At 63.2% G+C, this 11,529-nt stretch carries 9 protein-coding genes; 3 read left to right on the top strand and 6 right to left on the bottom strand.

Annotated elements, in window-relative coordinates; all coding sequences use genetic code 11:
* Positions 1 to 113: 113 nt before the first annotated feature.
* The 4 genes from ON753_RS21855 to ON753_RS21840 all read right to left on the bottom strand — a co-directional run bounded on the left by ON753_RS21855 (position 114) and on the right by ON753_RS21840 (position 5,256).
* Entirely contained in the window at positions 114 to 1,271 is a 1,158-nt protein-coding gene (locus ON753_RS21855; protein ID WP_265965435.1) for a DUF1513 domain-containing protein, read from the bottom strand.
* Complete coding sequence (locus ON753_RS21850; protein ID WP_265965433.1) at positions 1,271 to 2,344, bottom strand: imelysin family protein; 1,074 nt, start codon at positions 2,342 to 2,344, stop codon at positions 1,271 to 1,273. The genes ON753_RS21855 and ON753_RS21850 overlap by 1 nt, the downstream gene beginning before the upstream one ends.
* Positions 2,344 to 3,870, bottom strand: coding sequence for a di-heme oxidoreductase family protein (locus tag ON753_RS21845; protein ID WP_265965431.1), 1,527 nt, complete (start codon positions 3,868 to 3,870; stop codon positions 2,344 to 2,346). Before ON753_RS21845 ends, ON753_RS21850 begins: the two co-directional genes overlap by 1 nt.
* Positions 3,871 to 3,993: 123 nt before the next feature.
* On the bottom strand, positions 3,994 to 5,256 hold the full coding sequence (locus ON753_RS21840; RefSeq protein ID WP_265965429.1) for an imelysin family protein: 1,263 nt from the start codon (positions 5,254 to 5,256) through the stop codon (positions 3,994 to 3,996).
* Between the two features lie 312 nt (positions 5,257 to 5,568).
* On the opposite strand from ON753_RS21840, the gene ON753_RS21835 reads away from it, so the two are divergent.
* The 3 genes from ON753_RS21835 to ON753_RS21825 all read left to right on the top strand — a co-directional run bounded on the left by ON753_RS21835 (position 5,569) and on the right by ON753_RS21825 (position 7,474).
* On the top strand, positions 5,569 to 6,045 hold the full coding sequence (locus tag ON753_RS21835; protein WP_265965427.1) for a tellurite resistance TerB family protein: 477 nt from the start codon (positions 5,569 to 5,571) through the stop codon (positions 6,043 to 6,045).
* A 106-nt stretch (positions 6,046 to 6,151) separates the two neighbouring features.
* Positions 6,152 to 6,907 carry a glutamine amidotransferase gene (locus ON753_RS21830; protein ID WP_265965425.1) on the top strand — a complete coding sequence of 252 codons (756 nt, stop codon included), beginning with the start codon at positions 6,152 to 6,154 and terminating at the stop codon, positions 6,905 to 6,907.
* 42 nt (positions 6,908 to 6,949) lie between these two features.
* Positions 6,950 to 7,474 (top strand): DUF1697 domain-containing protein, encoded by a 525-nt coding sequence (locus ON753_RS21825; RefSeq protein WP_265965423.1) that lies wholly within the window; start codon positions 6,950 to 6,952, stop codon positions 7,472 to 7,474.
* A gap of 126 nt (positions 7,475 to 7,600) precedes the next feature.
* Here ON753_RS21825 and pyc read toward each other — a convergent pair whose 3' ends face one another.
* Positions 7,601 to 11,044: a pyruvate carboxylase gene (pyc, locus tag ON753_RS21820; protein WP_265965422.1), complete on the bottom strand. Its 3,444-nt coding sequence runs from the start codon at positions 11,042 to 11,044 to the stop codon at positions 7,601 to 7,603.
* A gap of 185 nt (positions 11,045 to 11,229) precedes the next feature.
* Positions 11,230 to 11,493: a hypothetical protein gene (locus ON753_RS21815; RefSeq protein ID WP_265965421.1), complete on the bottom strand. Its 264-nt coding sequence runs from the start codon at positions 11,491 to 11,493 to the stop codon at positions 11,230 to 11,232.
* Positions 11,494 to 11,529 lie beyond the last annotated feature (36 nt).

Genomic DNA, 11,529 nt, shown 5'->3' with positions numbered 1-11,529 from the left:
TTCGCGAATCGGTCCAATGTAGACCAATCCCGGCGCAAAGATGCCTGTCGAATTTGACAAAAGCGGGAAAGGCACCTGCGTCGAGCTTTATCCGAACGCGGCCCGTATCTCAATCAGGACAAGGCAAACATGTGATTGTCCCAGGAAACGCCCGGCGGACGGGAAAGCACTTCGGCGGGCGCCGACGGACCGCTCACCAGCGACAGCGCACCGTTTCCATCCGAAATCAGAAAACTGCCCTGGTCGATCGGCGCGACGCCGCAACCGTCCGCGATCGCCTGGGCGCCTAGGAAGGCACCGGTGCCGGCGTGCCAGAACAGCGTTTGCCCGCCGCGCGGCGCCGAGGTTGCAATCACATCGCCCGCCGCATTCGCGGTGACCGAGCCGATGTAATTTTGAAGCCCTGATGCGACCGGTCCGGGAATGGCGGCCGGTATCGGGGCTTCATCGCGGGAAAAGACAGCAACCAGCGGCGGCGTCTCGCTCTCAGGTCCCTGGAATTGCCCGCCGACCCAGACCCGGCCGGCACCGTCCAGCGCCATGTGCCGGAGCGACAGTTGATGAAGCGAGGTCTCCAGCGCGTGGCTGGCGAGCAGATCCCCCGTCCCGGCGTCGAGAAAGACCACGGAGGGCGCCATCGTGCCGAGGTTCAGTTTCTCCCGTCCCCTCTCCGGATGGGTTTCGATGCCGCCATTGGCGACAATCAGCGTGCGGCCGTCGGCAGACAGAAGAATATCGTGCGGACCGACCCCATGGGTCTCCAGTTCGCCGACCCGGCGGGTCTCACGGCCGCTGGCATCGTAGACACCGATGACGCCCCGCGTTGCGGCATAGTCGTTCTCGACCGCGTAAAGCAGCCGGCCATCGGCGGAAAAGCAGCCGTGGCCATAGAAGTGGCGCCCCGGTTCCGATGTCAGCAGTTCCGGCCGGGTGTCGGCGAAGGGGCGGACGACGACCGCAAAGGTTCCGGGGCGCCTGGCAAAGGCGGCAAACCGGGACCGGTCCGGCGCGACCGCAATGCCGTGCCCTCTTCCGGGCAGGGAAATTTCGGCAAGGATCTGGCCGAGATCGTCCACAATGGCGATGCCGAAATCGCCATTCGCCTTTCGGAAGGCGCTGGCGAAGATCGGCACCCCCGCGGCGGCCTCCCGGCTCAACAGACTTTCAGCCAGCGTCGATCGGCCGAAGGCCGGCAGGGCCGCAAGACTGCCCAGCGCCGAAAGAAAACTTCGACGGGACAAGGCCCGTGCCGTGGAAGGCCGCTTTGCCATCAGTCACCGTCCAGCGAATTGAAGCCGCCCGCCAGCCCCAGGGCGCCGGCCAGTTCCAGCGCCACGGTGTCGCGGATGGATTTCACCGTGATCGCCAGCACGGCGGCCTGGTCGTAGCCGCCCTCTTCATCGAATGTCTGCCTCAACGGCGGCTCGAGCCTGTCCAGGTAGGTTTGCGCATTGTCGAATTCGAAACGCAAGGTGCCGGCGATCCAGCGGAAATCCTCAGGCGTCCTGCGCTCAAGGTCGAAGCCGAGGAGAGCATCGCGAATACCGCCGAGTTCGCTCGACAGGTAAAGCACGCCGTTGCCCGAGCGGGAAAACGGGAAACGATGCGGCCTCGCCTTTTCCGCGGATGCGCCGAGCGCCGGCAGAAGATCCTGGTCCCGCACGATGATCAGCCCGGTTACCAGCGCATTGAAGACCGTCTCCATCGCCTCCTTGGACGAGCGGAAGGCCTCGCTGTCCGGTCCGGCCGAAAGCAGCACGGCACTGTAGCCGTCCGGATCGGCCCAGGCAGCGGCGAGAGCGGCGGCGATGGAGGCGACGTTTTCGGAAATCGCCTGCGCGTAGCCGCAGGTGTAATCCCTGTCCGCGTCCGGCTGCCCCAGAACGACGCTGCCTTCCTTGTCGAACGCGATCAGTTGCAGGGCCGTCAGGCCCTGAACGGCAACGCTCTTGCTCTTGAGGCCGTCGGCCGAAAGTGCATCGGGTTGCTTTTCCGCGTAGATCTTGCGGATCTGGCGCTGCGCGATGCCGCGCGGATCCGGCAGAAAGGCGAGGCGGTTCAGCCGGTCGTCATCGAGCAGCGGACCGAACCTCAGGAAATGCACCCGGGCGAAGCCGCGCAGCGTTTGCGCATAAGCGGCCTTGAAGCTGTCGGCGGCTTGCGCATCCGTATCGCTGCAGACGGCGGCCACGCTCGCGGGAAGAGCCGCGGCAGCTTCGGCGAACTCCGCCGTTGCCGGACGGATGTAATTCGAAATCATCCGCTCCAGCGGCGGATTGAAATCCGCAGCCATGGCGGGCAGGGCTGAACACGCGGCAAGGGCCGCCAAGACAAGCTGGCGCATCACAAGGACTCCAGGAACCGGATGAGAGACTGGCGGTCCCCGGGCGTCAGCGCAACGACTTTGTCCCGGGCCTGGGCCGCTTCGCCGCCGTGCCACACAATGGCTTCCAGCAGATTGCGCGCCCGCCCGTCATGCAGGAACCGCGTATGATTGTTGACCGTGCGCGTCAGCCCGATGCCCCAGAGAGGCGGCGTGCGCCATTCACGCCCGCTCGCGTCTCCGACAGGGCGGTTGTCGACCAGGCCCTCGCCCATGTCATGCAGCAGCAGGTCGGTATAGGGCCAGATGAGCTGAAACCGGTGGGCCGGGTTTTCGGCGTCGCGGCTGGTCACGAATTTCGGGGTGTGGCAGGCAGGGCAGCCCGCCTCGTGGAAAATCTGCTTGCCTTTGAGGACCGCCGGATCGTCCACGTCGCGGCGCATCGGCACGGCAAGGTTCTCCGAATAGAAGGTCACCAGGTCCATGATCGGGTCCGGCACTTCGGAGAGGCCGAGACGCACCTGCTCACCGTGGGGCATGGCGCGGCAATCGATCTGTGCCTGGGTGCAGTCGCCGTAATTGTCCGGCGTGTCCGGCGAGCTTATGCCGATATCTCCCGAAAAGGCGGCCGCCGTCTGGGCCCGGATCGTCGGCGTCGAGGCCTTCCAGCCGAACCGGCCAATGGCGGTCTCGCCGCTCGCCGGATCCGGCACATGGCTGATCCTGCCGGAGATGCCGTCCCCGTTGGCGTCCTGCGGATCGGCCAGCGCCGCAATGTCGCCCGGGTGGATCGCCTGCAACAGGCCGAGCCCGATCATCGGCGGCGCCACGCGCGGGGACACCATCGTGTCCGCATGCATTTCGCCGTAGCCGAGGTCGCGGATGCGGTAGACCGGCTTTTGAAGGGTAACTGTCTCGCCGCCGTTCAGCGGCACCTCGATGTCTTCCAATTCGATATCGAACCGACCTTCCCCCTGAAGACCGGGCACGGCAAAGCCCTGGAACTGACCGCCATAGACCGGCTCTGGAACAAACAGGATCTTGCCGTCGGCAAGCGCCCGGCGCTGTTCGTCCGTCTGCGGGGGAATGGAAAGCCGCAGGAAAAGCGACACCGCTTCGTCCCCGGGACGCGGCGGGCGGCCGCGCCCGTCCTTCAGATGGCAGCCCTGGCAGGACCGGGCGTTATAGAGAGGCCCGAGACCGTCGGACGCTTGTGTGGAGGAAGGCGAAGACGCCCAGAGCTTCTTGAATATCCCGTTGCCAAGCTTGAAGGTCTGTTCTTCTTCGAAGGTGAGGTTGGCATTCGACAGGGAAAACGCATTCCGGTCCGGTCGCCGGGTCGACGTTCCCGCCCCGCCCTGCATCGGCTCGAACGATTCGGGCGTTTCGAAATCGGCCGGCGGCCGCAGCACGCTGGCGGCTTTTTCGCGGTCCGCGGGCGTCAGGTCGTCCCGGTGGGAGAGCGGTTCTTCTGCGGCGGCCGTACCCGCCGCAAGACAGATGATGACGGCGCCGAGCAAAGCGCCTGGATTTGGGAACACGCCCATTGTCGCATCCTGATTGTCCTCCGCGCTCTCCGTTCGCGGAAGGATTGACGGTCTGGCGGCAGATGGCCACCGCCTGACAGATGTACGCCGCGTCCCGGCAGGACGCAGGAAATTCCGGATGACTTACTGGAAGACGGCGGTCGGATTGTCCAGGCTGTCGGACCCTTCGAACGCGATGTCCTCGAGTTCCAGCGCCTTGACAACGCGCTCGATGGACCTGGTCTGGTCGATCAGGGCATCGATGGCGGCCTGGACGACGGCATTGCCCTCTTCATTGCCCTCGCCGATCATCTGGTCATAGGCTTCGCCGCCTTCCGCACGGGCCTTCATGGCTTCGAAGGCCGCCAGGGTTGCATCCAGCTTGGCCTTCATTTCCGCTGCCAGTTCCGGATCCTTGTCCTCCACCAGGCTCGCCAGCGACGGGCCGGAAACATCATTGCCCAACGGGCTCTTGTATTCGCCGAAATAGACGTTCCGGATGCCGACCACGTCATTGTAGTGAGACATGTGGGTGTTGTCGGAGAAGCAGTCGTGCTCTTCTTCCGGATCGTGCAGCATGAGGCCGAGCTTCATGCGCTCGCCCGCCAGTTCGCCATAGGACAGGGAGCCCATGCCGGTCAGGATGGTGGCAAGGCCGCCGGCATCGCCTTTGGCCGAGAGTTCCTTGCGGGCTTCCCCGCCGCGTGCCCAGGCGGCAGCCATTTCTTCCAGATCCGAGATCAGCAGATCGGTCGCGGCCTGCAGGTACTGGATGCGGCGCTCGCAATTGCCGCCGGTGCAGTTGGCCGGATCGAAATCGGTGGCCGGACGGTTGCCGGCGCCCGCATCGGTGCCGTTCAGGTCCTGCCCCCAGAGCAGAAACTCGATCGCATGATAGCCGGTGGCGACATTTGCCTCGACTTCACCTGCTTCCTGCAGACTGTCGGCCAGCAGGGCCGGCGTAATCGTGCCGGCGTCGATTGTCTCGCCGCCGACTTCCAGGCTCGGATTGGCGATCACGTTGGCGGTATAGAAGACGTTTGCTTCGGAATCTTCGCCGTAGGACGCGTCAACATAATCGATCAGTCCCTCGTCGAGCGGCCAGGCATTCACCTTGCCTTCCCAGTCGTCGACGATGGCATTGCCGAAACGGTAGGCTTCGGTCTGCTGATAGGGATTGCGCGCCGCGATCCAGGCAGCGCGGGCGGCTTCCAGGTTGGCTTGCGTCGGCTCGGCGACCAGCGCATCGACGGCGTCCTTGAGCGTCATGGCGCTCTCGAGCAGATCTTCATATGCGGCCTGAGCGACATCGCCATAAATCTTGAGGACCTCGGCAGGTGTTGCAGCCAGTGCCGGGGTAACGAACAAGGCTGTTGCGGCCATCAGGCCGAGCTTGAAGGAATTCATCGTCCCATCCCAATTTATTGAGCCGCCTGCTGCCTGGCGGGCGCCTTGCGCAGACGAATACTGAATGTTTTGCTGGTATCGAGCTACCATACACGCGTCGTGTCAAACATTTTATGAGGCTCCTAGTCAAGTTTTAAATTCGAAAGAAATCAATACTTTAGAATAATTCCAAAATACTGAGGTGGAAATGCCTGAAATTAAATCCCACTTCGGGAACCTAATGCGGTCTTCAACCCTTTGATGCTCAAGAAGGTTTGGTATAGCTATTGAACTGGCTGAAAAAAGGGCCGCCGGATAACGGGAATAACACTCATGCTCAACGCGCTGAAAAGCTTTGTCCGCGAACTGACTTTTGGCGACAGTGGTAACAAGACCTTTGCTGAAGACGACAAGCGTCTGGCGGCGGCCGCGCTGTTGTTCCACCTGATCGACATTGACGGGGTCATCGACGACAGCGAAAGCGAAAAGCTTCGCCAGATCCTGAAAAAACGCTACGAGCTGACCGACAAGGAAACCACCGAGCTGATCGCCGCCGCCAAGCAGCGCGACGAGGAAGCGGTGGATCTTTACGGCTTCACATCCGTCCTCAAGCGCACCACTGACGAAGACGAACGGCTCGCCATTGTCGAGATGATGTGGGAAATCGTCTACGCGGATGGCCACGTCCATGAGTTCGAGGACAACACCATCTGGCGTGTTGCGGAACTTCTCGGCGTGTCCACGCGGGACCGGATGACGCTGCGCCACAAGGTTGCCAACACGGCTCCCGAAGAAAACGAAACCGAGTAGCGGTTTTCGCAGTCTGCACCCGATTTTCGCTGACCTGCCGATAATTCGGTCAGGACGGCGGCCAGCAGGACTCGATTTTTGAGCCGCTCTGGATCATATTAAGATCATGTTCTTCCAAACTGATCTTGCGAAAAACCGTCCAAAGGTTCTGGTGGTTCTTCACCAGGAACACTCATCGCCCGGCCGGGTTGGCCACGAACTGGTCAAGCGGGGCTTTACCCTCGACATCCGCAAGCCGCGTTTTGGCGACATGCTGCCGGACACCTTGTCCCAGCACGCCGGCGCGGTGGTTTTCGGCGGGCCGATGAGCGCGAATGATCCCGACGCGTTCCTTCACAAGGAAATCGACTGGATCGAGGTGCCCCTGCGGGAGGAAAAGCCGTTTCTCGGCATCTGCCTCGGCGCGCAGATGATGGTAAAACAGCTCGGCGGAACGGTGACCGGCCACAATGACAGCCTGGTCGAAATCGGGTACTACCCGCTGCAGCCGACGGAGGCCGGACGGAACTTCATGGACTGGCCGAGCAAGGTCTATCAATGGCACCGGGAAGGCTTCAGCCTGCCGAAGGGCGCCGAGTTGCTGGCCACCGGCCCGACCTATCCCAACCAGGCCATCCGGTACGGCTCCTCGGCCTTCGGCATCCAGTTCCACCCGGAACTCACGCACCAGATGATGGTGCGCTGGACCACGAAAGGCGCCCCGCGCATGGAGCTCCCTGGTGCCCAGCAGCGCCGCGACCATTTCGCCGGCCGCTTCGTCCACGATCCGGCCGTCAGGAGATGGCTCGACAGGTTCCTGGATCTGTGGATCGGCACGGCGGAGGTGCCCGTGCAGCATGGCGTGCTGAAAGCGGCGGAGTGATCGGCCCCATTCCCTGCGGACCGATCAAAGCCGAGGCGAGAGATGACCGTATTTGTTGCGCTTCTGCGCGCTGTCAATGTCGGCGGGACCGGAAAGCTGCCGATGGCCGACCTCCGCGCGATCGCGGAAAGGCAGGGCTTCAGGGATGTCGCCACCTATATCCAGAGCGGCAATCTGGTGTTTCGTACCGAGCTGACGCGGCAGGAGGCGCAGGCCAGGCTCGAGGAGGCGCTTGCAGCTCATTTCGGCAGGTCCGCCGACGTCTTTCTGCGCACGGCCGAGGAACTCCAATCCCTCAGCGGCCGCATTCCCTTCGCCGATGCCGCGCCCAACCAGGTGCTGATCACCTTTCTGCCGGAAGAAGCGTCAGCCGATGCCCTGGAGCACATGATTGCGCCGGATGGAGAACAGGCCGCGGTGCTCGGATCGGAAATTGCCGTTCATTTCCCCAATGGCATGGGCCGTTCGAAACTGAAGCTCCCGGCGGTGAAACCGGGCACGGCACGCAACCTCAATACCGTGCACAAATTGCTGGAAATGGCGCGGCAGCTGGAAGGCGCCGCATAGCGGTTTTCGAGCTGCCCACCTGACGACTGACAGGCCCGGCCCGCACAATTGCCGAACCCGCCAATTCGTCATTCCCTGCCGGGCGTCTCGCCCGGCAATGCCGTTTCCAGGCTGGTCGCGCCGGCCTCAGCTTTCGAACACCACCAGAAGGTCTTTGGCGTCGATCTGTGATCCGGGGCTCACCAGAACCTCCTTCACCTTGCCGTCGCGTTCCGCATGAAGGGCCGTTTCCATCTTCATTGCTTCGATGGACACCAGCACGTCGCCGGCCGTGACGTCCTGACCCGCCGCGACGGCGACGGTCGAGATCACGCCCGGCATCGGCGCGCCGACATGGGCAGCATTGCCGTCCTCCGCCTTGCGCATGGCGGCGGCGCCGGTGGCGCCATGCGCGCGGTCCGGAACCTTGACGTTGCGCGGCTGACCGTTGAGCTCGAAAAAGACCTTCTTCTCGCCCTTTTCGTCCGTCTCGCCGATCGCCTGGCAACGGATGACGAGGGTCTTGCCAGGCTCCAGGTCAACGAAGATCTCGTCGCCCTGCTCCAGCCCATAGAAATAAACCGGCGTCGGCAGGACCGATGTCGGCCCGTATTGCTGCTGGGCCTTGTCGAAATCGGTGAAGACCTTGGGATACATCAGGTAGGAGGCAAGGTCGGTATCGCTGATGTCGCGTCCGGTCTTCTCCGCCGCCGTTCCGCGCTCCGCTTCCAGATCCGCATCCTTCAGAAGCGAGCCCGGACGGACCGTGATCGGCTTTTCGCCCTTGAGCACCTTTTTCTGCAGCGCCTGCGGCCATCCGCCCGGAGACTGGCCGAGATCGCCATGGAGCATCTGCACCACGCTGTCCGGGAAGGCGACGTCCTTGGCCGGGTCTTCCACTTCCTTCACGCTCAAGCCCTGGCTGACCATCATCAGCGCCATGTCGCCGACCACCTTGGACGACGGCGTCACCTTGACGATGTCCCCGAACATCATGTTGACGTCCGCATAGGCCTGGGCAACCTCGTGCCAGCGGGTTTCGAGGCCGAGGGAGCGTGCCTGTTCCTTGAGGTTGGTGAACTGGCCGCCCGGCATCTCGTGCAGATAGACCTCCGACGCGCCGAAGCGCAGATCGCTTTCGAAGGCCCGGTACTGGGTGCGCACGGCCTCCCAATAGAATGAGATCTGGCGGATCCTGCCGGCATCCAGCCCCGTGTCCCGTTCGCTGCCGCGCAAGGCCTCGACGATCGAACCGAGGCAGGGCTGGGAGGTGAGCCCGGAAAGCGCGTCCATCGCCGCGTCGACCGCATCCGCGCCGGCCTCGACCGCCGCCAGAACGGTCGCCGCCGAAATGCCGGACGTGTCGTGGGTGTGGAAGTGGATCGGCAGATCCACCTCTTCCTTCAGCGTCTTGACGAGGATCCTTGCGGCCTGCGGCTTCAGGAGGCCGGCCATGTCCTTGATGCCGAGGATGTGAGCGCCCGCGGCTTCCAGTTCCTTGGCGAGGCCGACATAGTATTTCAGGTCGTATTTCGGCCGGGCGCTGTCCAGCATGTCGCCGGTGTAGCACAGCACGCCTTCGCACAACTTGTTCGCTTCCTGAACCGCGTCCATGGAAACGCGCATGTTCTCGACCCAGTTCAGGCAGTCGAACACGCGAAACAGGTCGACGCCGTTCTCGGCCGCCTGGGCGACGAAGAACTTGACCACATTGTCCGGATAGTTGGTGTAGCCGACGCCGTTGGAGCCGCGCAGCAGCATCTGCAGCAGGATGTTCGGCGCCTTTTCCCGGATGTGGTGCAGACGCTCCCACGGGCTTTCCGTCAGGAAGCGCATGGCAACGTCGAATGTCGCCCCGCCCCAGCATTCCAGCGAGAACAGGGACGGCAAGCCCGACGCATAGGCTTCCGCGACGCTGACGATGTCATGGGTGCGCATGCGGGTCGCCAGCAGCGACTGGTGCGCATCGCGCATGGTCGTGTCGGTGATCAGTGCCCGCTTTTCCGCCTTCATCCAGTCGGCGAAGCCTTTCGGCCCGAGCTGATCGAGAAGCTGCCGGGTGCCGTAGGGCTTTTCATCGCCGAAATTCGGAACGATGGGCGCGGCGACGTCCTTCGGCGGCCGGGCCCGGTTCTTGGTTTCCGGATGGCCGTTGACGGAGACGTCGGCAACATAGGTGAGCAGCTTGGTCGCCCGGTCCAGGCGCCGCGTCTGCTGGAACAGCGCCGGCGTCTCGTCGATGAACCGGGTGGTATACTTGTTGGCCTTGAAATCCGGATGGCCGATGATGTTTTCCAGGAACACCAGGTTGGTCGCCACGCCGCGGATACGGAATTCGCGCAGGGCGCGGTCCATGCGCTTGCGCGCGTCCTCCGCCGTCGGCGCCCAGGCGGTGACCTTTTCCAGAAGCGGATCGTAGTAGCGGGTGATCACCGCGCCGGAATAGGCGGTGCCGCCGTCAAGGCGGATGCCGAAGCCGGTAGCGCCGCGATAGGCGGTGATGCGGCCATAGTCCGGAATGAAATTCTGGTCCGGATCCTCGGTGGTGATGCGGCACTGCAGGGCGTGGCCGTTGAGACGGATATCCTCCTGGGCCGGAACGCCGCTTTCCGGGGTGCCGATCCTGGCGCCTTCCGAGATCTTGATCTGCGCCTGCACGATGTCGATGCCGGTGACTTCCTCCGTCACCGTATGCTCCACCTGAACGCGCGGATTCACTTCGATGAAGTAGATCGCGCCGGTATCGGCATCCATCAGGAACTCGACCGTGCCCGCGCCGCGGTAATTCACGGCCTTGCCGATCTTGAGGCCGTAATCGCACAGTTCCGCGCGTTTTGCGGGATCCAGATACGGCGCCGGCGCGCGCTCCACCACTTTCTGGTGGCGCCGCTGAATGGAGCAGTCGCGCTCGAAAAGATGGACCAGACCGCCCTGGCCGTCACCCAGGATCTGCACTTCCACGTGGCGTGCGCTCTGGACGAGCTTTTCCAGATAGATCTCGTCCTTGCCGAACGCCGCCTTGGCCTCGCGCTTGGCGGCCAGGACTTCCTTTTCCAGCGCCGCCTCATCCGGGATGACGCGCATGCCGCGGCCACCGCCGCCCCAGGAGGCCTTCAGCATCACGGGATAGCCGACTTCGCTGGCCAGCCGCCTGATTTCGGCCGGATCGTCGGGCAGCGGCTCGGTTGCCGGCATGACCGGAACGCCGGCCTCGATCGCCAGATTGCGTGCGGCGACCTTGTTGCCCAGGCGGCGCATGGTCTCAGAGCGCGGACCGACAAACGTGATGCCGGCCGCCTCGCAGGCGTCCACGAATTCCGGGCTTTCGGACAGAAGGCCGTACCCGGGGTGAATTGCATCGGCGCCCGCAAGTTTGGCGACACGGATGATCTCGTCGATGGAGAGGTAAGCCTCGATCGGGCCAAGGCCCTTGCCGACCTGATAGGCTTCGTCGGCCTTGAACCTGTGCAGCGCCAGCTTGTCCTGTTCGGCATAGATCGCAACGGTCTTCAGGCCGAGCTCGTTTGCCGCCCGGAACACCCGGATCGCAATTTCGGACCGGTTCGCAACGAGAATCTTCTTGATCGCCAAACTCTACTCCCCCTCAGTTTACGCAAAACGAAAGCCGATTTCGGCACGATTTCTACTTTGGCCTGACGCGCTTGAAAAGGGGCAGAAGAGATGTCCTTTCCTTGAACATGACGAACATCTCTGTATCCGCACCCGCAACACCTGGAACATCTTGCCTTGCACCCACCCCAGGGAAGATGTTCTAACTATTTAATATCGATCAGCTTTTGCACGCCGAAGCGCCTCCGGCTGAAGGCCCGCCGATCCGGAAAAGGCGCCCCTTTCCGGTTCTGAATCCTGTTGCCGCACAGCATCAAAAAATTTTGCAACGCAGCAATCCCCCCCGCAGCTGCGCCCCGTGGATCGGGCGACAAGGCCCGGCCTGCCCACCCGTAACGCCCCGATGCGATCTCCGTTTCGCAGTGCATAATTGTCGCCTCACCGGCCCCGCACAGGCCGATCTGCGTCATTTCAGGACGCACTTCCGACCACACCCAGACAAATTA

The organism is Roseibium salinum (assembly GCF_026240905.1).
Classification (GTDB): Bacteria; Pseudomonadota; Alphaproteobacteria; order Rhizobiales; family Stappiaceae; genus Roseibium; species Roseibium salinum.
Note: the sequence above shows the minus strand (reverse complement) of the source record. Positions and strands in the feature narration are given on the sequence as shown.

What these genes read in the sequence shown, in the direction of transcription:
- ON753_RS21845 (WP_265965431.1), bottom strand. Translation starts at nt 3,870, where the DNA reads ATGGGCGTGTTCCCAAATCCAGGCGCTTTGCTCGGCGCCGTCATCATC.
- ON753_RS21830 (WP_265965425.1), top strand. Translation starts at nt 6,152, where the DNA reads ATGTTCTTCCAAACTGATCTTGCGAAAAACCGTCCAAAGGTTCTGGTG.
- ON753_RS21835 (WP_265965427.1), top strand. Translation starts at nt 5,569, where the DNA reads ATGCTCAACGCGCTGAAAAGCTTTGTCCGCGAACTGACTTTTGGCGAC.
- ON753_RS21815 (WP_265965421.1), bottom strand. Translation starts at nt 11,493, where the DNA reads ATGACGCAGATCGGCCTGTGCGGGGCCGGTGAGGCGACAATTATGCAC.
- ON753_RS21850 (WP_265965433.1), bottom strand. Translation starts at nt 2,344, where the DNA reads ATGCGCCAGCTTGTCTTGGCGGCCCTTGCCGCGTGTTCAGCCCTGCCC.
- ON753_RS21840 (WP_265965429.1), bottom strand. Translation starts at nt 5,256, where the DNA reads ATGAATTCCTTCAAGCTCGGCCTGATGGCCGCAACAGCCTTGTTCGTT.
- ON753_RS21855 (WP_265965435.1), bottom strand. Translation starts at nt 1,271, where the DNA reads ATGGCAAAGCGGCCTTCCACGGCACGGGCCTTGTCCCGTCGAAGTTTT.
- ON753_RS21825 (WP_265965423.1), top strand. Translation starts at nt 6,950, where the DNA reads ATGACCGTATTTGTTGCGCTTCTGCGCGCTGTCAATGTCGGCGGGACC.